We start from the raw sequence: 20,786 nt of genomic DNA, 5'->3' as shown, positions 1-20,786 counted from the left end.
TTTGTATATGGAGGATATATTAGAAATTGCAAAGTTTTGGTTTGAAGATGAAGATATCACAACTATTGAAGTTCAACCAAACGTAACGAAGATTTACTGTAATAATAAAGCGTATATTTTAAAGGAAAAGGGATCGATAAAACATTTTCTAGTTGAACTAAATGTATTAGAACAGCTTGATGAAAAAGGAGTTAAAGTACAAAAACTAGTAAAAATGAGAAATGATGAAAGGTACGTATTTTATAAAGAGAAGTATTATTGTTTGTACGAATATATTGGTGGAAGTGTACTAGAAATAAAAGATACAGAAAAGCTAAAAGAGCTAGGAAGTACAATTGGAGAGAAGATAGCTAATTTACATCAAGCACTATATTCAATGAATAGTGCTAACGAGTTAATAAAAAGAGAATTGTATAAAGTGGTATACAAATGGGCCTTACCAATTTTAGAAAAGAATGCATCTGTCCATCGGAATGTCGTTCGAAAAATGGATCAAATACGTACAGTTTTGAAGGAAACGGTTCACCCACTACCAAAACAAATTATTCATCGTGATATGCACTTATCGAATGTGATTTTTCATGACAATGAATTTCAAGGATTTATAGATTTTGAACTTTTAGAAAGCAATGTAAGAGTATTCGATTTATGCTACTGCTGTACAAGTATATTAAGTGAGCTATTTAGTGATGAAACAGGAAGAGGGAAATGGTTACATATTGTCAGCAAAATCTTTGAAGGATATTATAAACAAAGCATTTTAACGAGAGAAGAACTACAATCTATTTGGTATGTCATGCTTTCTATTCAAGTTATCTTTATTACTTATTTTGTTCAGTTACCAAATTTATTAAAGTTGAATGAAGAGATGTTCTTCTGGATTTTTGCAAATAAGGAAGATATTGAAGAATCTATAGTAAGGACCGTATGAATATGAAAAAAATCATATTAATTGGTTCTGGTGGTTCAGGAAAATCTACATTAGCAAAGCAGTTAGGAAATAAACTAAATATTAAGGTGCATCATCTTGATGCATTGTTTTGGAAAGCGAACTGGGAAGGTGTTCCTCGAGAAGAACAAAGAAAAGTTCAAAAAAACTTAATTAAAGAAGAAGAGTGGATTATTGATGGGAATTATGGCGGGACGATGGATTTAAGACTGAATGCAGCGGATACAATTATCTTTCTTGATATTCATAGAACGATTTGTGTTTATCGTGCTTTTAAAAGAATTGTACAATATCGAAATAAAACAAGACCGGATATGGGTGCCGGATGTGAAGAAAGACTAGATTTACAATTCTTTAAATGGATATGGGAGTATCCGAATAAGAAAAAACCTGCCATTTTAAAAAAACTAGATCAATTAAGTAAAGGAAAAGAAGTGATTATTTTAAAATCTCCAAATGAAGTGAAACGGTTTTTGAAGAAGTACGATAAGTAGTTAGATTTTAAAAAGAAGTAATATGGGGGGATACTATTGAATACATTCATTCGCTCGATTGATTCTAATATGATGGAAATTCCAGCAGGAGAGGTAGTATTAAGAGATGATCGAATAAAAAAAGAATGGCAAGTTCAAATAAAACCATTCCTTCTTGCAAAGTATGCTGTAACAATGGAAATATATAATGCCATTACAAATCCTACATTAAATAATGATAAAGATAGTAATAAACCAATTGTAAATATTTCATGGAATGATACAATTGCTTTTTGTAATTTACTTTCTAAACAAGCGGGATTAACAGCGTATTATTCTATTAGTGATGATGGAAAAAAGGTTAGTTGTAATATAGAATCTGACGGCTACCGATTGCCATATGAGGCAGAGTGGCAATACGCATGTAAAGCAGGTACGACGGGATATACATATGGGGAACTTCAGAAAATAGCGTGGTATAATGAAAATTCAATTGGACAAATTCATGACGTCGGTAAAAAAGAGCCGAATGCATGGGGACTTTATGATATGTTAGGAAACGTTTGGGAATGGTGCTATGATTTGTATGATGAAAAAGTGTACGGATCGTACCGAATTTTTCGTGGTGGTAGTTGGGCTGAAGCAGCTAGAGGTTGCGGTGCGACTTGTCGCCGTCGTAGCCATCCTACATTTCATATAGACGATCTCGGTTTTAGGCTTGCTAGGTCAATTGAGCAGGAAAATGATACATAAAATACCGTGAAGAGTATGGAAAATATCCATACTCTTTACAACATAGAAATTTTAAAATGTAAGGAGTATTTTGAATGGCACGTATTTTATTCATTAACGCTGGATCAGAAGGACATATAAATCCAACATTACAAGTTGTAGAAGAACTGATTTCTCGCGGTGAAGAGGTCGTTTATTTTTCAATAGAGGCTTTCAGGGAGCGTATTGAGAAGACAGGTGCTACTGTACGAACAATAGATGATCAAAAATTTATACAAGCATTTCTTTCCGGTGGTCGAAATTATTTACAGGAAAGAATAAACGGCCTTCTACATACAGCAGATATTGTAATACCTAGTGTTTTAGAGCAAATTGAAGGAGAATATTTTGATTACATGATCCACGATTCTATGTTTGGCTGTGGTCATTTAATTGCCCAAATTCTTAATCTTCCGGCCATAAATTCCTGTACATCTTTTGCGCAGGATGAAAAATCATTTAAACAAATGTTAGACCATCTTTCTAAAAATATCCCAGTGGAAGTGCAGAATAGAATATATAATGATTTTCAAAACTTAACTAGAGAAATTGCAGGGAAATATGGTGTTGAAATAAATTCACCGTATGAAGTTTTCTGTAATCCAGCACCGCTTACTATTGTGTATACGATTAAGGAGTTCCAACCTTTTGGTAATACGTTTAATGAAACATTTAAATTTGTAGGTCCATCTATTTCTGCACAAGGGGAAAATGAAGATTTTGATTATACTTCAATTGAAGAACAAAGCCTGATTTACATTTCACTAGGTACTGTTTTTAATGAAGCAATTAATTTTTATAAACTTTGTATGAAGGCATTCGAAAATAGTAAACATACAATTGTTATGTCTATTGGTAGTAAAACGAAAATAAGTGATTTAGGTGATATTCCTAAAAACTTCATTGTGAAAAACTATGTACCGCAAACTGAACTACTTACATATACAAAATTATTTATTACACATGGCGGGATGAACAGTACGCATGAAGGACTATATAACGGAGTTCCACTCGTTGTAATTCCGCAAAATGCAGATCAGCCAGTAATCGCAAAGCGAGTAGAGAGTCTCGGAGCAGGAGTTAAATTGCAAATGCAAGGATTAACTGCGGATAAACTTAGTAAAAGTGTAGAAATAGTATTAAGTAATCCATCATATAAAGAAGCTGCTTTGAATTTGAAGGAGTCTCTCCGAAAATCAGGTGGGTATACGCAAGCAGTTGATGAAGTTTTTAAATTTACTGGCCGGTATTAAAACTATATATGTGAAAGGGTGTCTATATTAAATGATGTAGACACTTTTATGTTATATGAAGCGAGGAATTAATTATATGGAAAGAATGAAAGTATTAAATGTGAATTTTGAAGATATGACAGCTACACCATTTTTTCAAGTGGAGGCAAAAAATAGAATTAGATTCGATATAGAATTATTTGAGGGGAATTTGAGAAAATTAAGAGGACTACTGACTGAACTTTTTAAAAGCCCCGATACAATTGACGTTTCATTTACTTCCGGTTATATAACATATGGTAAAAGTAAGAGAGTAAATGAGAAAACAAAAATTGGAAGGTTCATGAAGATTAAAAATTGGACCGAAACGCAAGTAGACGTTGATGATCTTGAAAGTACAATCATATTTACTACGATTAAAGGTGTCAATGAAGATGAAGTATATAAATATTGCAAGTATGTCGTTAGTGGTGGTCAGCAAGCGTATATTTCTTTTTATAACGATACTTATTTGCTGTATATAAGTACAGACGTAATTGACATTATTTCACCAGATACAAGTTTAATAGAAAAATTAAAAATCCAATACTATGAAGAGTATGACAAGTTTTATGAGACTATTTTGAAACATTAAGGATTATTCGCAATACATAAGTAATTTCACGTACCCAATAGATATATATATTGAATATGGAAATGGAAGGGTGTTTCAAAAAATTTAATCTCACATTACTATGCATATCAAGTTGATTAAGAAATATTTCGAGAAGACTTGGTGCAATCCATCCGCTTATACAAAATGCTTTTATATGGCCTTTTTTTACAAGATTTATAATTGCTATTGCGAACTTTTACTTTATAATTTTAAGATGTAGTTTTATGTGTTAGTAATAATTTCACTGTTTCTGCACAACTTCTGCACGTGTTTAGGTAATTTCTATGTCATGATATATTCAGTAAGTGAAATATATCACATGGAATGAAATATTTCTTTACTACGGTGTATGCATAACTTATGCATACATCACTACAATATTGTCTCGTGTTATTCTTTTACATCAAAGCCCACATTACACTACGAAGTATAACAAGAAGGGGACATGAACATGAATAATCGAATTTTAAAACATCTACAGAACATGAAAATGAACAAAAAAAGTCTAGGAGCTGTTGCATTAACAGCGGGAATTATCGGCACGACACTTATTCCTCAAAATGCTTACGCGCATGGTTTTGTTGAAAAGCCTGGCAGCCGTTCCGCTTTATGTAGTCCAACTTATGGTGCACTAAATGTAAACTGCGGAAGTGTTATGTATGAACCACAAAGCTTAGAAGCACCAAAAGGATTCCCGCAAGCTGGTCCAGTTGATGGACAAATCGCTTCTGCAGGCGGAAAATTTGGTGGTATTTTGGATCAACAAACAGCGGATCGTTGGTTTAAAAATACAATCACTGGCGGAGAAAATACGTTTACTTGGAAGTTTACAGCGCCACATTTAACAAGCAAATGGCACTACTACATTACTAAAATAGGCTGGAATCCAAATAAAGCACTAACAAGAGCAGACTTTGAGCCAATTGGAACTGTACAACATGATGGTTCCGCAGCTTCAAATAATGTAGCACACAAAATCAATGTACCTACGGATCGTAGTGGCTACCATGTGATTTTAGCTGTATGGGATGTAGCTGATACAGCAAATGCGTTCTATAATGTAATTGATGTAAATCTCATCAATAATGTGAAACCAGACACAGAAGCGCCAAGTATTCCAAATGGAATTCAGACACAAAAAGTAACAGCGAATAGTATAGAACTAACATGGAACACTTCTACGGATAATGTAGGAGTAAAAGGGTATCAAATCTTCCGTAACGGAGAGATGATTGACACCGTACCAGGCACTCATTTTATTGATAAGAAATTACAACCAAGTACAGAATACTCTTATACTGTAAAAGCAATTGACGCAGCTGGCAATGTATCGAAAGAAAGTACAGCGCTTACAGCAAAAACAACAGTTGAGGCTCCTGATACAGAAGCACCAACACAACCAAAAGGATTACATAGTATGGGAACGACAGCGTCAAGTGTGGACCTAATGTGGAGTCCATCTGACGATAATGTTGGTGTAGACCACTACGATATTTATAGAGAAATAGAAGGAACAATGAAAAAAATCGCAACATCTAATACGACTTCTTATATGGATAATAATTTACTCGCTAATAAGACTTATAAATATGTAGTGAAAGCTGTTGATGTAGCTGGAAATGAATCCGTACAAAGTGATATATTCACAATTACTACAAAAACTGAAAGCGTTTCATATGGAGAGTGGGATGCAAAGAAAGCGTATAAAAAGGGTGATAGAGTCCTATACGAAGGAAAAGTGTATGAAGCCGTACAAAATCATCAAGGAAATGGGGATCCAAACTGGATTTATGCTTTATCCTTATGGAGAGCAGTGTAAGTTTTACCTCAAAATGAAATAAAAGATAATGGGCTTTGATGCAAAAAAAGGAAGCTTGAGAATTCACTTTTCTGCTTATAAAAAAGACGACGTATTCAGCGTCGTCTTTTTTATAAATTTTACTTTCCTCCATTAAATGATGATAAGTCCCGTAATTAAACAAAAGCGTTAATATAATAAAAAAGGAGAAATGAGAAATGTATAGAAAAATCGTTGAGTATGATTCTAAAATGTTTTTAAAAATGTGGTGAGTGAAAAAAAGAACCCTTTATAAAAGGGGTTCTTCTGGTGAGTGAATCTATTAATTGCAATCTTGATAATATTCATCACATGAATCGTTATTCTCGTTACAGCAAATACAAAATGTTTTTTTGACAAATAAACTAACTATACTAGTAGAACCTTCCTGTTTTGTAAGAGTAAGACTTTGAAAATCTTCAACTTGAAATATTTTTGTTTGAACAGGTTGTAATGTTGTAGTAATTGGGCGGCTAGATTTTCTTGTGAGAATAGTTACTTGAACGGGTGCACTCATGCCGACGACGAATAACTGAATTAATGTTTTATTATGATTGTTTGTAAAATCCTCGAATACAGTTTGTGGAGCAGTGGTTTCAAGGAAAACAGATACAGGTATATTTCCATTTGCATTTTCTGCAGAACCAGCAATTGTATGGGTTTCAATAAAACAGTTATTTTTTTGATCGTCCGAATGTGATTGTTTTTTATAATATTTTTTACCATCTTTATAAAAATAATTTGCCATACTTATGTTACTCTCCTTTCTTTGAGATATCAATATATATTATTAAACAAAAGGAAAAAGTGCTTGTACAAAAGGTTAACATCCGCTATCGTAAATAATTGAAAACGCTATTTGATATGTATATAATTTGAGAATGTTTTAGTTTTTAAGTAAAAATAAAGCACACATTAAAGTGTGCTCCTATGAAAGCTTTAAATTTGTATGACTAAATAGTCACCATACAATAAAATATGCTTATTTAATATAAATGTGTGTCGAATCTATAATAATATATTTCGGCTCACATTGCGTTTTTATTACCGAATTTGTGCAACCGTTAACGCTGCCGAACGAATGTCTACAGTACCAATTACTTCAACGGGTACAATTTGAATTAAATCACCAGGGTTTAAGTTAATGAGAATGACACCACTGGATACATCAACTTCACCAGTGCCAAAAATATTAGAACGGACTGCGGTTCCAGATCCTGCAATAATATTAGTTGATGAGTTTAGTGTCAAGAAAAATCGTGCTGCTTCCGGTGCTACGGGAACATTATCAAGGCTAATTGTTAGTGTATAACTAATTTGATATATACCAGCTATTTGAATTCTAATACCAGTTCCAATACTAATTGTATCATTTATTACGGGAACGGTAATATTAGGATTTGGCCCTGTACTAGGTAATAGTAGTGGGGTGAATAATGTTGCAAATTGAGGTGAAGTAGCATTGAAAGCAAAACCAAGGGCAGGTAGTGTACTAGGGGCTTGTGCACCACAATTAAAGTGCGTGAATTTACGACTAGATGAGAGCATATTTTCACTCCTTTCTTTCATTTAGATAACGTAAGTAATAATCTCACGTTTTGGACAAGCATAATACAATATATGAAAATTTATAGTACAAAGTGCAGAAGTGTTACTATTACGGATAATTTTTAATTTTATATAGAAAAAAGCAGCTAGCCGAATTAGCAAACTACTTGGTAGGTTTTTAAAGAGAAAACAGGAGAATATTGACGGGATATAGATCTTTATTCAGAGGGTTCAAATACCATTAAAGAAAAAATATAGCATACCGCATTCCAAATCATGCAATCTAAATAATTGTAAAGGTTATATATTATAAAATCTATATAAATAGTCCTCTTGAAAAATGTTGAAATTGGCTAGCAATACAGGGGTAGGTGTAATAGTATCAATTTTAAATTTTATATAGAAGTCACTATTAGGTACATGAATGTATGACTCTCAATACATGGGGATTAAATTTTTTGTACAAGAATTTCATCTTGCGGGTCGTTGTTTTTAATAACTCGAAAGCGGTAGGAACATTATACTGCCAGCAAATTGAAAGTTTATAGATATGATATTAGAATATCCACCAAAAATAATTCAAAACGAATAAGATACAAAAAAGGTTACTATAAGAATACTTCATGTAAATTCATATAGTAACCTTTCTATTATGATAATACTTTCGTCATAAGTATATGTGGAATGCTATCTTCCATAAATACATTGGAAGAAGTTTGATAGTCTAATTTTTTATAAAATCCTTCAGCTTGTGTTTGCCCGTGTAGTTTCACTTTTGTAGCTTTTTTACTACGGGCAATTTCTTCTAACGTTTGAATAATTACTTTACCTAATCCGTATGTACGATAATCTTTTAAAATACAAATGCGTTCTAATTTTCCGGCACCATCAACAAATCGTATACGACCTGTACCTACAGGAAGCTCATTATAATAAACTAAAATATGTTTACATTCTTCACCGATTTCATCAAATGTATCGAATTCATCTTCAAGAGGAACACCTTGTTCTTTTACAAATACTTCTTTTCGAATGTGAAAGGCAGTTTCTAAATCTGTAAGTTTTGTTATGAGTTTGGATTGCAAATTGTTCAGTCCTTTCTAGTGTAATCAGTTTTTGTTTTCATAGTATATCATAATAAATAGCTATAAAGAGAAGAAGAAAATAATAAAAAGCCGACTTTAAAAAGTCAGCTTTCATTATAGTTCCTTTATCCCGTTTTTAGTACCGATAATCGCTTTCCTTGTCATATTTATAAACAATCCTGAATCAACTACACCAGTAATCATTTTTAATTGTTCGTGTAAATTAGCAGGGTTAGATATATGATTAGGAAATATACAATCGATAATCATGTTATTATTATCGGTAATAAAGGTTTCATTATTTTTTATACGTAACGTTGTTTGACACCCTAAAGATTGAACTTTACTTTCGGTTTGTTTCCATGAAAAAGGGATAATTTCAACAGGCAATGGGAAATTACCTAAACGAGCCACAAGTTTTGATTCATCAGCAATAATAATGAGTTCTTTAGAGGAGGAGGCAACAATTTTCTCACGAAGTAATGCGCCACCGCCGCCTTTTATGAGCTGTAAATCGGAATCAATTTCATCCGCTCCATCAATTGTAAGATCAAGACTTTGTACGTCGTTTAAAGAAATCAGGGGGATGTTTAGTTGCTTTGCTAAAGCTTCAGTTTCCTTTGATGTTGGAACAGCTTGAAAGTATAGTCCTTCTTGTACAAGTTGACCTAATTTTTGTATCGTCCAATATACGGTAGATCCTGTACCTAGTCCAATGTTCATTCCATCTTTTACAAAGTTAGCAGCATATTCGCCAACAAGTTGTTTTAAATTCATCATTTTACTCCGCTGGGCGTGGACCGGCAGCTAATCCTGAATTTTCAACTGTAAGTACCGGACGAACGACTATATCTTTATGTACACGCATTTGACAAGATAATCGTAAATGATCTTCAATCCCTTTTTCTGTCATCGCATTTTTTTCATTCGCACTCGCTTCACAGAAATCACCCGCTATAATTTCTACTCTACAAGTTGTGCAACGTGCATTTCCACCACAACGATGAAGAATGTTTACACCGTTATCTTCAATTGCTAATACTAACTTTGTTCCTTCTTTCACATCAAAAGTGCCAGCACCTTCAATTGTTAATTTTGGCAAATTTGTTCCTCCTCACGTAAAATTGTACATAACATATTTATGACCGCGAATTATTGAACATAAACATTATTTTTTTATAAGTCCCGTAACTTTTTCGTTTCATCAATCGTTTATTAAGTAAGCGCTGAAAAGGAGTGGTTATTTTGTGCACAAAAGTAACGCAATTGTTTAAGAAACATATCGATATGAATCATTCAAATATAAATTTTTTGATTGAAAATTATGCAGAGTTAAAAAGGTATTGTACGTTTTTAACGAAAAACAGATGGGATGGGGAAGATCTCGCCCAAGAAACAGTTTGTAAAGTTCTTCAAAAATATAGTAATAAAGATATTTGCATGACACTTGTATATAAAATAGCTAGAAATCGTTGGTTAGACCAGATAAAGTCAAAATCAGTTCATGAAAAAATAAGGGAACAAGTTACTTTCGAAGAACCACATGAAAAAATTGCAGATTTGCATGAAATGGTAGGGAAAGTATTATCTTCATTAAATGTACAACAATCCACAATTTTATTATTAAAGGATGTTTTTCAATATAGTATCGCTGATATCGCTAAAGTATGTTCTGTATCGGAAGGAGCAGTGAAAGCTTCTTTATTTCGGAGTAGAAATAGGCTGAAAACTGTAAGTGAAGAAGGGCTTGAAATCGTTGAATTCACAGAAGATATTGATATTGTTGTAACGTCTATTCGTGAAGAAAGGCCGGAATTGTTAACTAAGCTTCTTCCAACAATAGATTTTACGAAGTTACCAACTAAACAACCTGTCTTATTATTCAGTGCGAAAAACTCTTCTTCCTACAGTTGTATGCTTTGTGCGGCATAACAATTATTGGAGGGATTTAAAATGAATGCAATTCCATATGTAGTAGAGCAAACGAAATTAGGAGAACGTTCCTATGATATATATTCAAGGTTATTAAAAGACCGAATTATTATTATCGGTTCAGAAATTAACGATCAAGTAGCGAGTAGTGTTGTAGCTCAATTATTATTTCTAGAAGCGGAAGATGCAGAGAAAGATATATATTTATACATTAATAGCCCAGGCGGATCAACGACAGCAGGTTTTGCAATATTAGATACAATGAACTTAATTAAACCAGACGTGCAAACACTTTGTATGGGATTTGCAGCATCATTTGGTGCGTTGTTACTCTTATCAGGTGCAAAAGGAAAACGATTTGCATTGCCTAACAGTGAAATTATGATTCATCAACCGCTTGGTGGTGCGCAAGGGCAGGCAACTGAAATCGAAATAACAGCAAAAAGAATTTTAAAGCTAAAGCATGATATTAATAAAATGATTGCAGAAAAAACAGGGCAACCGATTGAAAGGGTAGCACATGATACAGAAAGAGATTATTTTATGACTGCAGAAGAAGCGAAGGAATATGGGATTGTAGATGATGTTGTTACGAAAAAATAAGATAAAACAGGCTAGAGAATATGCGAATTCTCTAGCCTGTTTTATTAATCTTTTATCCATTCATCAACTAACGATTGATTCTTTTCAATCCATTTTCGTGCTGCTTCTTCTGGATCTTTCGTTTTATTTAGCATGACCATTAATGTACCAAGCTGCTCATCGTTCATTTTCCATTTATCAAAGTATTTCACAATATCCGGATGATCTTTTTCGAAACCTTTACGAACGGAGTAATAAATGTCATCTTTTTCACCATATACTTTCTTAGGGTCTTTTAAATATTTTAAATCAAATTCTGAAAAACCCCAATGAGGATTCCAAAGCGTAACAGCGATTGGTTTCTTTTTCGTATATGCCTTTTTTAATTCACTCATCATCGCAGCTTCTGAAGATTGGACAAGTTTTAGTTTAATATCATATTCCTTCATCGCCTTATTTGTTAAATTCATTAGGCTGCTGCCAGGTTCGATTCCGACAATTTTGTTATCTAGTTCATCTTTATGTGCATTTAAATCCTCGATACTGTTTATGTTTTTCAAATAAGAAGGAACGACAAGGCCAAGCCCTGTACCTTCATACCATTTTGATTTTAAGACAATGTCATTTTTATATCGATCATTTAATGGTTTATCCGTAACAGGCAGCCATACTTCTAAATTTGCATCAACATCACCACGAGCGACACCAGTCCAAATTGCCGCTTTTTCTAAATACATGAGTTCAACTTTGTAGCCTTTTTGTTCTAATAACACTTTCCACATGTTTGCAGTTGCAATATTTTCTTTCCAACTTGTTACACCAAGTTTAATTTTCCCTTTCGAATTTGCATTTGTTGCATTACATGAGGTGAAAATCATAGTAATAAATAATGCAAGGCATATAAGCCATATTTTCTTTCTCATTGAAAACCTCCTAAGAAACGTTTGCCTTTTTAAATAAATGTATAAGTAAGCATTCTTATTATGAACGGAAACGAGAATTTTAAAGAAATCTTATGAATGTCATTTTTATGTAATATTTCTTTGTAAAATCGCAACACTATGTAAATAGATGGGTAGAAAAGGAGTAGTGACATGGATAATACAAAGGTGCGTGTTGAAAACGTAACAAAAGTATTTGGGAAACACCCGCAAAGAGCCCTTTCTTTATTAAAAGAAGGAAAAAGCAAATCCGAAATTTTAAAAGAGACCGGAATGAATGTTGGTGTGAAAAAGGCAACGTTTGAAGTATACACCGGAGAAATTTTCGTTATTATGGGTTTATCCGGTAGCGGGAAATCAACGCTAGTTCGAATGCTAAATCAATTAATCAAACCGACAGCGGGGCATATATACATAGATGGTGAAGACATCGCAACGATGGGAAAAGAAGAATTACGAAGAGTAAGAAGAACGAAAATGAGTATGGTGTTTCAGAAGTTTGCTCTATTTCCGCATCGTACTGTTTTACAAAATGTTGCATACGGATTAGAAATACAAGGAGTTCCAGTAGAGGAACGAGAGAAAAAAGCGTTAGAGTCACTTAAGTTAGTGGGACTCGATCATCATAAAGACAATTATCCAAGTCAACTTAGTGGTGGGATGCAACAGCGAGTTGGTATTGCGAGAGCGCTTACGAATGATCCGGATGTTTTACTTATGGATGAATCATTTAGTGCATTAGATCCGCTTATTCGAAAAGAAATGCAAGATGAATTGTTAGAGCTACAAGATAAAATGGAGAAAACAATAATATTTATTACTCATGATTTAGATGAAGCACTTCGAATTGGAGATCGTATTGCATTAATGAAAGATGGAGAAATTGTTCAAATTGGAACGCCTGAAGAAATTATGATGAGCCCTGCTAATGAATTTGTAGAGAAATTTGTTGCGGATGTGAATTTAGGAAAAGTAATTACGGCGGAGTCTATATTAAAACGACCGGAGACTTTATTAATTGACCGTGGACCTCGTGTGGCACTGCAAATTATGAGAAATGCGGGCGTTTCTACAGTATATGTTGTAAACAAAAAGTATGAGTTTTTAGGTATATTAACCGCAGATGATGCAAGTAAAGCAGTACAAAAACAGTGGCCGATTGCTGATTTATTACTTAACGATATTCCGCACGTTTATTTAGATACTTTACTTGAAGAGACGTATGCAAAAATGGCAGAGATGAAATATCCGTTACCCGTTATTGATGAGAAGAAAAGGTTAAGAGGAATTATTAAACGTGAAAGTGTCATTCAAGCTCTTGCAGGTAACATTGAGGAAGAGGTGAAAGACGATGAATAGTATACCGCGTATTCCATTAGGGGAATGGGTCGACTCGTTTGTTGCAAGTTTATATGAGAACTTTGAAGGCTTGTTCCGAGGATTCTCTTATATTATCGGTGGATTCGTTGATTTACTCACTAATTTTTTAACAATAATACCAGCTATATTGATGATTATTATACTATGTTTCCTCATTTGGTACACAACGAGAAAATTATCTTTAGTTATTTTTACACTCATCGGATTGTTATTTATTTTAAATATTAACTATTGGGCACAAACGATGCAAACATTAGCGCTCGTACTTACGTCTGTTATTATTTCGATTATTGTCGGAATTCCAATCGGTATTTTAGCATCTCAAAATGAGCGTTTCTCAAAGTTTTTAAAACCAACATTAGATTTTATGCAAACAATGCCCGCATTCGTATATCTCATACCAGCGATTACATTTTTCGGAGTAGGTGTAGTACCTGGCATAATTGCATCAGTAATCTTTGCGATGCCACCAACAATCAGATTTACAGACTTAGGAATTAGACAAGTTCCGGAAGATTTAATTGAAGCAGCGAATGCATTTGGATCCACAGCATCACAAAAACTATTTAAAGTACAATTACCACTCGCAACTGGGACGATCATGGCCGGAGTGAATCAAAGTATTATGCTTTCGTTATCGATGGTTGTAACAGCGTCACTTGTAGGAGCACCAGGACTAGGAGTAGATGTGTACCGTTCTGTAACACAAGTTAATATCGGAATGGGATTTGAAGCGGGACTAGCCATTGTTGTCATCGCGATTATATTAGACCGCATTACACAAGGATTTCACCAAAAAAGAAAATAACAAAAAAAAACACACTTTATTATACAAAGTGTGTTTTTTGTTCGAAAAGATTACATACGAACAATAACAGAACCGCCAGCTGGTGCACAAACTTGATTTTTTTCTTGTTCCATTGATTTTATTAATTGATTATTTTCTTCGATTAATGAGATTAATTTCGCTAATTGGCTTTCAAGACTTGCGATGCGCTGCATCATATATTGTGAATCGTGATGCAGTGTATTTCTTACGGGATGGGGGGAGTAAGCATATTGTTGATTTATATTTGGATTCCAATGAGGATACATTTGAATCGTTCCTCCTTCAATGAATAACTGATCTTTCTTATAGTAAATGCCTATGTAGATGTAATGGTGACTTGAAAATTCTTTCATATAAAGAGGATTAAATAGGGGGAATGGAAAAGTAATAAAGTACATTTTTTGGAAATTTTCAAGTGGGATAGAAAATATATTAGGAAATAGCAACATTCATGTAAATATTATATTGGGAGAAATGATGAGAGGAGATGCTATTTTGGCTAATAATAAAAAAAGAAATAATGCAATGACAATTGGTGTCGCTATAGGCGTTGTAATCGGCGTAGTACCTGGCTTATTTACTGATAATGTAGTAATTGGAATTGCGATTGGGATTGTAATTGGAATGGGGATTGCGGTTTTGAAGAAGGAATGAGGTGCAAATTATTAAAATGAAATAATGTAAAAATTCCTAATTAAAAAGATTGAATTTTCGGAATAAAAAACCTGTTTTTTCCTTTTTTTATGATATTATATATAAAAAGGATGGTGATGGATATGTCAATATACAATCCAGCAGAACAAAACTGCTTCATTTGTGAAAAACATAAAGGAAACATTATAGTTCCAGGTGACGCTATTTATGAAGACGATCTTATATACGTTGGACATGTCCATTGGGATACAGAAGAAACATATCTCGGTTACGTAATGATTGATATAAAAAGACATGTACCTGGTCTTGCTGAATTAAATGAAGATGAGGCGAAAGCATTTGGACTTATAACAAGTAGAATAAGTAAAGCGCTAACAGAAAACGAAGGTGCAGAACATATTTACACGTTTGTTTCGGGTAATGGTGTACCGCATTTACATATGCATATTATTCCCCGTTATCCGGATACACCAAGAGAATTTTGGTCGCCTACTGAAGTAGCAAATTGGACTGGTGCACCATATGGAGGTTCTGAAGAAATTAAAAAACTATGTGAAAGAATACGAAAGTATATGGTAAATGAGTATGCATACAACAAATAATAACCAATATTCATGGGTTGGAAATACGGAAATGTGTTTAGGGGAAATCTCAGTTAAGCAATATGATGACATTGTACTTGGTAAATACGGTGGGAATATAAGTGCCGGAGCAAAAAAGAATGAAGACGGTGCGTTAGTTTGGTCAAATGATGATTGGGAATTTGCAGCTATTTTAGACGGGCATAATAGCGCAGAAAGTGTTGATTTAGTTATACATACAATCGAAAAAGAATATGAAAATATAAAAATAATGATGAATGAACGAATTGAAACAGTTTTTCAATCAGTTGCAAATCATATACTTACAATTTTTCAATCCTCCTCATTTAAAGAAAAGTGCAAAAGAGTTAAAGGTGAAACAGCTTTTTTACTATGTGTAAGAAAAGAAAACTATATATGGTGGCTATCTATTGGAGACTGTCTCGTTTATGTATTTCATGATGAATTACATAAATTAGGGCAATACGCACTAAATCAACGTCATTTTTACGAATGGATTGGCAATGTAAATACATTTGAATTACCTGTACCTTGCTATTCATCAGGAATTCGTGAATTACGTACTGGCAACAATCGAATTGTAATGGTGACAGATGGGGTATTAGAATGTGGGGAACGTCGTTATGAAACGCCATTAAATCTGTATAACGATATGAATGAAAATAAGATAGAGCTTAAAGAAAATGTTCACAATGTTTTAGAACACGTGCATCATCAATTGGGGAGAGATAGTGCAACAATTATTAGTTGGGATGTTGAAAATAAAAAGAATGCTACGTATCCGAGTGATCAGCCGGAGAAAATGAAAGTAAGAAAATAAAAGGAGGGGGGTCCGTCAATTATAAAAATGGCTCTATTAATTTTATAGGTACTATCCATATTCGCTTATGAAAGAATAGCAAGAAAAAAGTTAAACATCCTGAAACAAAAAGGATGAGAAATAGATTGTTGTTGTACAATACATAAAACATGTCTTGATAAAACTACTACTTAAGCATAAAGAAAATGAAAACATTATCGAAACATGGAAAAATTATATAGTCTACTTTATTAAAAATATAATTAATTTAATAGGAGGGAATGCAATGGGCAACTCTACTATTTGGATTATAGTTATTAGTATGATAATTGGAGGATATTTTTTAGAAAAGTTTTTAAGAAGAAAATTAAATATGCCAAAGGGCAATGTTTGGATATATAAGCATGTAAATAGTTTACATGTAAAATTAGAAATAGGTCTTTTTATCGTATATCTTATATTAAGTTTTATTTATCTGTTCAAAGCAGAAAATGCTAATATAGGAATTGTTGTACTTATTTATTTTGGAGCAATTTCCTTATTACGCGTATGGATGGAATGGAAGTATAACAGAGAGACAAAGGAATATATTCTTTCTATAATTGGATTCTTTGCATTTGTTTTTATGGTTTCAATGTTGTTTTATTTTGATCCTCTTTCTACATATTGATATCGTTTGGGTTTTTAATGATGAATATTTAATAAGAGTAGCTACCATTATTTATCTTGATAGTTACTCTTTTTATTTACATCTTCCTAAAACTCCTCAAAACAAGAAATTCCCACAATCTCCAAGGAAGAATCTTCTTCGCAAAAATCATAAATTTTACACCTTTTCCAATTGGATATCGTAATTTAGTACGCTTTGCTTCAGCAATTTCAACGATTTTATTAGCAACATCTATCGGATTACCAAATGTATCACTACCGCTATTAATATGTTTTTGTATTTTATCCATATATTCTTTGTAAGGAGATGTTGTACCAGATTGGTTTTCAGCTAGTTGTTTACCAACCTCCCATATGTTTGTGTTATAAGAACCTGGTTCAAGTAAAGCAACATCAATTCCGAAAGGTTTTACTTCTAAGCGAAGGGATTCACTCCAGCCTTCTAATGCATATTTTGAAGATACATAAGGAGATAAACCAGGGAATCCAACTTGGCCGCTAATGCTGCTTATATTAATGATTTTTCCACTTTTTTGTTCTCTCATATATGGTAAAACAAGCTGAGTGATTGATATAGCGCCAAAAAGATTCGTTTCAAATTGTTTACGATATTCCTCTACTAGAATTTCTTCTACAAATCCTCCATTTGCATATCCTGCATTGTTTATAAGGAGGTCTACTCTATTAATTTCTTTTAAAAACACTTGGAAGTTATGTATAGAGTTTTGATTTGTTACATCTAATTGTTGAATTTTTATGTTTTGTTGTAAGTTTAGTTTAGTAGCTTGAGATAGTAAGTTTACTTGTTTTTCAAGGTTTCGCATTGTAGCAATGACAATATAGTCTTTTTTTGCTAGTTCAAGTGTCGTTAATAGTCCGAATCCACTTGATGCTCCTGTAATAACCGCGATTTTTTTATTCATTGGTCGCTCGCTTTCTTTTTCTTTTATCATAACGAGTTATAGGAATAAAATCTATTAATGATACATGTTGTTTTAATAAGATTATATGATAAAGTGCTTTAGTTTCTTCATTTATATATGTATTGGAATGATTTAAAAAGGGAATTGTGTAGACTCAGCGTATATAGAGAAGTAAGTATTATATAAGCCAATGAAATGAGGGGAAAAAAATGGTCCATGTGAAAGACGTATTAGCAGATCAGTTGTTAGCAAATGCGAATGATCCTAGTTGGTATATGCCATTTTCAGATGCAGTGAAGGATTTATCAGAGAGAGAAGCTTTCTGGAAACCGAATGAAGAGAGTAATAGTATAGCAGAAATTGTACAACATTTACTGTATTGGAACTCAACGTGGCAAACTAGGTATAAAGAATCAAATGTTAATGCGGTACCCGCTATTGGTGACAATAACAAAAGCTTTATGCTATCAGATAATCAAACATTCGAAGAGTTAAGGGGAAAATTATTAGAGAAATTGTTACAATGGCAAAATCTCATTAATGAAGACAAGGTTGAAAGTGATGTAGTTGGATTTCCTGTATCCGCGAAGTGGTGGGAAGTGCTAGGTAATGTAACTACTCATAATGCGTATCATATTGGTCAAATTATTTACATCCGGAAACTACAAAAAAGTTTTGATAGTGAATAAGCGAATGATTCTCTAGTAAGGTGAACAAGAGTGGACAAAACGAGACAGCTGTCTCGCTTTGTCCACTTTTTTATTTTTAAAAAGAAGAGAAAGTCTATTAAATCAAGGTTAGAATTTGGCACGCTTCTTGCAATATAATAGATGAACAAGAAAATAGGAGGGCTGGACATGTTAAAAACAACTGAAAGTAAAGGGAATGAAATTACGAAAGAACAAGCTCGCTGGATGTATGAAAAAATGTTAGAGATTCGTAAATTTGAAGATAAGGTACATGAATTGTTCGCGCAAGGTGTTTTACCAGGTTTCGTTCATTTATATGCTGGAGAAGAAGCGGTAGCAGTTGGTGTATGTGCCCACTTAACGGATAGTGACAGTATTACAAGTACACATAGAGGTCACGGACATTGTATTGCAAAAGGTTGTGATTTAAATGGTATGATGGCTGAACTTTTCGGGAAAGCGACAGGATTATGTAAAGGTAAAGGCGGTTCCATGCATATTGCCGATTTAGATAAAGGAATGCTTGGTGCGAATGGCATTGTAGGCGGGGGTTTCCCACTTGCTTGCGGTTCAGCATTAACAGCTAAATATAAAGGAACGAAAGATGTAAGTGTTTGCTTCTTCGGTGACGGAGCAAATAATGAAGGAACATTCCATGAAGGGGTTAATTTAGCGGCGATTTGGAAGTTACCAGTTATTTTTATCGCTGAAAATAATGGTTACGGTGAAGCAACTACATTTGAATATGCTTCAAGTTGTGATTCTATTGCTGATCGTGCAAAAGCATATAACATTCCGGGAGTTCAAGTAGATGGAAAAGATTTACTAGCGGTATATAAAGCAGCGGAAGAGGCTGTTGAACGTGCACGTAATGGCGGTGGCCCAACTTTAATTGAATGTATGACATATCGTAATTACGGCCATTTCGAAGGGGAAGCACAAACGTATAAAACCTCAGAAGAAAAAGAAGAACATTTAAATGAAAAAGATGCGATTGTGAATTTCCGTAAGCATTTAATTCATGAAGGTTTATTAACGGAATCTGAACTTGTTGATATGGAAAAAGCAGTAGACGAAGCAGTGCAACGATCAATTGATTTTAGTGAAAATAGTCCATATCCAGAGGATGAAGAATTATTAAAAGATGTATACGTTTCTTACAAATAAGAGGAGGGGGAAAAATAATGACTAGAACAGTAAGTATGTCAACTGCTATCAATGAAGCGATGAAAATATCAATGCACCGTGATGAAAATGTAATTTTAATAGGTGAAGACGTTGCGGGTGGTGCACAAGTTGATCATTTGCAAGATGATGAAGCGTGGGGCGGTGTTCTTGGCGTTACGAAAGGGCTTGTACAAGAATTTGGCCGAAATCGTATTTTAGATACACCAATTTCTGAAGCTGGTTATATGGGAGCTGCGATGGCAGCGGCGGCAACGGGATTACGTCCGATCGCTGAATTAATGTTTAATGATTTTATCGGTAGTTGTCTTGATCAAGTTTTAAACCAAGGTGCAAAATTCCGTTACATGTTTGGTGGAAAAGCAAAAGTACCAGTTACAATTCGAACGATGCATGGTGCTGGATTTAGCGCAGCAGCTCAGCATTCTCAAAGTTTATACGCGTTATTTACGAGCATTCCAGGTATTAAAGTTATCGTTCCGTCCACCCCGTATGATGCAAAAGGCTTATTATTAGCGGCAATTGAAGATGATGATCCAGTAATCTTCTTTGAAGATAAAACACTTTACAATATGAAAGGTGAAGTGCCAGAAGGATATTATACAATTCCTTTAGGAAAAGCAGATATTAAACGGGAAGGCTCTCATATAACGATTGTCGCAATTGGGAAGCAAGTTCATACTGCGCTTGCGGCTGCGGAGCAATTATCGAAAAAAGGACTTGAGGTAGAAGTTATTGATCCACGCTCTTTATCACCGCTTGACGAAGATACAATTTTAGCATCTGTTGAAAAAACAAATCGTCTTATCGTTATTGATGAAGCAAACCCAAGATGTAGTATCGCAACAGACATTGCAGCAATTGTAGCGGATAAAGGGTTCGATTTATTAGATGCACCTATTAAACGAATTACAGCACCACATACACCAGTTCCGTTCTCACCACCACTTGAAAAACTATATTTACCAACGCCAGAGAAAGTAATTGAAACTGTATCAGAAATGATTGGGGACCGTTCTTTATTGAATGTGTAATGAAACGATGAGAAGGG

General features: G+C 33.8%; 25 protein-coding genes. 17 read left to right on the top strand and 8 right to left on the bottom strand.

Going from position 1 to position 20,786, the window contains the following annotated elements; all coding sequences use genetic code 11:
• Positions 1–7: 7 nt before the first annotated feature.
• The 6 genes from ACUN26_RS10705 (at position 8) to ACUN26_RS10680 (ending at position 5,899) form a co-directional block, all read left to right on the top strand.
• A complete protein-coding gene (locus ACUN26_RS10705; protein ID WP_000389476.1) occupies positions 8–931 on the top strand; it encodes a phosphotransferase enzyme family protein in 924 nt (307 codons plus the stop codon).
• Between the two features lie 2 nt (positions 932–933).
• The gene (locus ACUN26_RS10700) at positions 934–1,443 is read left to right on the top strand and encodes a DNA topology modulation protein (RefSeq protein ID WP_002038865.1); all 510 of its coding nucleotides are present in this window, start codon (positions 934–936) and stop codon (positions 1,441–1,443) included.
• A 36-nt stretch (positions 1,444–1,479) separates the two neighbouring features.
• Entirely contained in the window at positions 1,480–2,175 is a 696-nt protein-coding gene (locus ACUN26_RS10695; RefSeq protein ID WP_001091311.1) for a formylglycine-generating enzyme family protein, read from the top strand.
• Positions 2,176–2,249: 74 nt separating this feature from the next.
• A complete protein-coding gene (locus ACUN26_RS10690) occupies positions 2,250–3,446 on the top strand; it encodes a macrolide family glycosyltransferase (protein WP_000101094.1) in 1,197 nt (398 codons plus the stop codon).
• Positions 3,447–3,522: 76 nt separating this feature from the next.
• Positions 3,523–4,059: a hypothetical protein gene (locus ACUN26_RS10685; RefSeq protein WP_000440724.1), complete on the top strand. Its 537-nt coding sequence runs from the start codon at positions 3,523–3,525 to the stop codon at positions 4,057–4,059.
• A 472-nt stretch (positions 4,060–4,531) separates the two neighbouring features.
• Positions 4,532–5,899, top strand: coding sequence for a lytic polysaccharide monooxygenase (locus tag ACUN26_RS10680; RefSeq protein ID WP_001065212.1), 1,368 nt, complete (start codon positions 4,532–4,534; stop codon positions 5,897–5,899).
• A 301-nt stretch (positions 5,900–6,200) separates the two neighbouring features.
• Here the strand turns inward: ACUN26_RS10680 and ACUN26_RS10675 are convergent, their stop codons facing one another.
• From ACUN26_RS10675 to ACUN26_RS10655, 5 genes are all read right to left on the bottom strand, one after another.
• The gene (locus ACUN26_RS10675) at positions 6,201–6,665 is read right to left on the bottom strand and encodes a hypothetical protein (protein ID WP_000024958.1); all 465 of its coding nucleotides are present in this window, start codon (positions 6,663–6,665) and stop codon (positions 6,201–6,203) included.
• 296 nt (positions 6,666–6,961) lie between these two features.
• Positions 6,962–7,465, bottom strand: a complete 504-nt coding sequence (gene exsF, locus ACUN26_RS10670) for an exosporium protein ExsF (RefSeq protein ID WP_000953228.1) — start codon at positions 7,463–7,465, stop codon at positions 6,962–6,964.
• Positions 7,466–8,115: 650 nt separating this feature from the next.
• Positions 8,116–8,550, bottom strand: a complete 435-nt coding sequence (locus tag ACUN26_RS10665) for a GNAT family N-acetyltransferase (RefSeq protein ID WP_001190886.1) — start codon at positions 8,548–8,550, stop codon at positions 8,116–8,118.
• A gap of 114 nt (positions 8,551–8,664) precedes the next feature.
• Positions 8,665–9,327, bottom strand: a complete 663-nt coding sequence (rpiA, locus tag ACUN26_RS10660) for a ribose 5-phosphate isomerase A (protein WP_001050008.1) — start codon at positions 9,325–9,327, stop codon at positions 8,665–8,667.
• A 4-nt stretch (positions 9,328–9,331) separates the two neighbouring features.
• Complete coding sequence (locus ACUN26_RS10655) at positions 9,332–9,652, bottom strand: 2Fe-2S iron-sulfur cluster-binding protein (protein ID WP_001125383.1); 321 nt, start codon at positions 9,650–9,652, stop codon at positions 9,332–9,334.
• A 143-nt stretch (positions 9,653–9,795) separates the two neighbouring features.
• Here ACUN26_RS10655 and ACUN26_RS10650 point away from each other — a divergent pair, with 143 nt between their 5' ends.
• The gene (locus ACUN26_RS10650) at positions 9,796–10,482 is read left to right on the top strand and encodes an RNA polymerase subunit sigma-70 (protein ID WP_000337532.1); all 687 of its coding nucleotides are present in this window, start codon (positions 9,796–9,798) and stop codon (positions 10,480–10,482) included.
• A 21-nt stretch (positions 10,483–10,503) separates the two neighbouring features.
• Positions 10,504–11,085 carry an ATP-dependent Clp endopeptidase proteolytic subunit ClpP gene (gene clpP, locus ACUN26_RS10645; protein WP_000991620.1) on the top strand — a complete coding sequence of 194 codons (582 nt, stop codon included), beginning with the start codon at positions 10,504–10,506 and terminating at the stop codon, positions 11,083–11,085.
• Positions 11,086–11,129: 44 nt separating this feature from the next.
• Here clpP and ACUN26_RS10640 read toward each other — a convergent pair whose 3' ends face one another.
• Positions 11,130–11,987: a glycine betaine ABC transporter substrate-binding protein gene (locus ACUN26_RS10640; protein ID WP_001227651.1), complete on the bottom strand. Its 858-nt coding sequence runs from the start codon at positions 11,985–11,987 to the stop codon at positions 11,130–11,132.
• 171 nt (positions 11,988–12,158) lie between these two features.
• Here ACUN26_RS10640 and ACUN26_RS10635 point away from each other — a divergent pair, with 171 nt between their 5' ends.
• The gene (locus tag ACUN26_RS10635) at positions 12,159–13,364 is read left to right on the top strand and encodes a quaternary amine ABC transporter ATP-binding protein (protein ID WP_000370617.1); all 1,206 of its coding nucleotides are present in this window, start codon (positions 12,159–12,161) and stop codon (positions 13,362–13,364) included.
• Positions 13,357–14,193: an ABC transporter permease gene (locus ACUN26_RS10630; protein WP_001084772.1), complete on the top strand. Its 837-nt coding sequence runs from the start codon at positions 13,357–13,359 to the stop codon at positions 14,191–14,193. The genes ACUN26_RS10635 and ACUN26_RS10630 overlap by 8 nt, the downstream gene beginning before the upstream one ends.
• Positions 14,194–14,243: 50 nt before the next feature.
• Here ACUN26_RS10630 and ACUN26_RS10625 read toward each other — a convergent pair whose 3' ends face one another.
• The gene (locus ACUN26_RS10625; RefSeq protein ID WP_000283217.1) at positions 14,244–14,480 is read right to left on the bottom strand and encodes a hypothetical protein; all 237 of its coding nucleotides are present in this window, start codon (positions 14,478–14,480) and stop codon (positions 14,244–14,246) included.
• 211 nt (positions 14,481–14,691) lie between these two features.
• Here ACUN26_RS10625 and ACUN26_RS10620 point away from each other — a divergent pair, with 211 nt between their 5' ends.
• From ACUN26_RS10620 to ACUN26_RS10605, 4 genes are all read left to right on the top strand, one after another.
• Positions 14,692–14,868 (top strand): hypothetical protein, encoded by a 177-nt coding sequence (locus ACUN26_RS10620; RefSeq protein ID WP_001213777.1) that lies wholly within the window; start codon positions 14,692–14,694, stop codon positions 14,866–14,868.
• Positions 14,869–14,984: 116 nt separating this feature from the next.
• On the top strand, positions 14,985–15,470 hold the full coding sequence (locus ACUN26_RS10615) for an HIT family protein (RefSeq protein WP_002093704.1): 486 nt from the start codon (positions 14,985–14,987) through the stop codon (positions 15,468–15,470).
• On the top strand, positions 15,448–16,290 hold the full coding sequence (locus ACUN26_RS10610; RefSeq protein ID WP_002093707.1) for a PP2C family serine/threonine-protein phosphatase: 843 nt from the start codon (positions 15,448–15,450) through the stop codon (positions 16,288–16,290). The genes ACUN26_RS10615 and ACUN26_RS10610 overlap by 23 nt, the downstream gene beginning before the upstream one ends.
• Before the next feature lie 265 nt (positions 16,291–16,555).
• Complete coding sequence (locus tag ACUN26_RS10605; protein ID WP_000528453.1) at positions 16,556–16,939, top strand: DUF4181 domain-containing protein; 384 nt, start codon at positions 16,556–16,558, stop codon at positions 16,937–16,939.
• 76 nt (positions 16,940–17,015) lie between these two features.
• Here the strand turns inward: ACUN26_RS10605 and ACUN26_RS10600 are convergent, their stop codons facing one another.
• Entirely contained in the window at positions 17,016–17,861 is an 846-nt protein-coding gene (locus tag ACUN26_RS10600) for an oxidoreductase (protein ID WP_001034821.1), read from the bottom strand.
• Positions 17,862–18,070: 209 nt separating this feature from the next.
• On the opposite strand from ACUN26_RS10600, the gene ACUN26_RS10595 reads away from it, so the two are divergent.
• The 3 genes from ACUN26_RS10595 to acoB all read left to right on the top strand — a co-directional run bounded on the left by ACUN26_RS10595 (position 18,071) and on the right by acoB (position 20,769).
• Positions 18,071–18,550, top strand: coding sequence for a DinB family protein (locus tag ACUN26_RS10595; RefSeq protein WP_000233796.1), 480 nt, complete (start codon positions 18,071–18,073; stop codon positions 18,548–18,550).
• 168 nt (positions 18,551–18,718) lie between these two features.
• Positions 18,719–19,717: an acetoin:2,6-dichlorophenolindophenol oxidoreductase subunit alpha gene (acoA, locus tag ACUN26_RS10590; protein ID WP_000921287.1), complete on the top strand. Its 999-nt coding sequence runs from the start codon at positions 18,719–18,721 to the stop codon at positions 19,715–19,717.
• A gap of 17 nt (positions 19,718–19,734) precedes the next feature.
• Positions 19,735–20,769: an acetoin:2,6-dichlorophenolindophenol oxidoreductase subunit beta gene (gene acoB, locus ACUN26_RS10585; protein WP_000198878.1), complete on the top strand. Its 1,035-nt coding sequence runs from the start codon at positions 19,735–19,737 to the stop codon at positions 20,767–20,769.
• The last annotated feature ends 17 nt before the right edge of the window (positions 20,770–20,786 follow it).

Source organism: Bacillus sp. WC2503, assembly GCF_052682895.1.
Note: the sequence above shows the minus strand (reverse complement) of the source record. Positions and strands in the feature narration are given on the sequence as shown.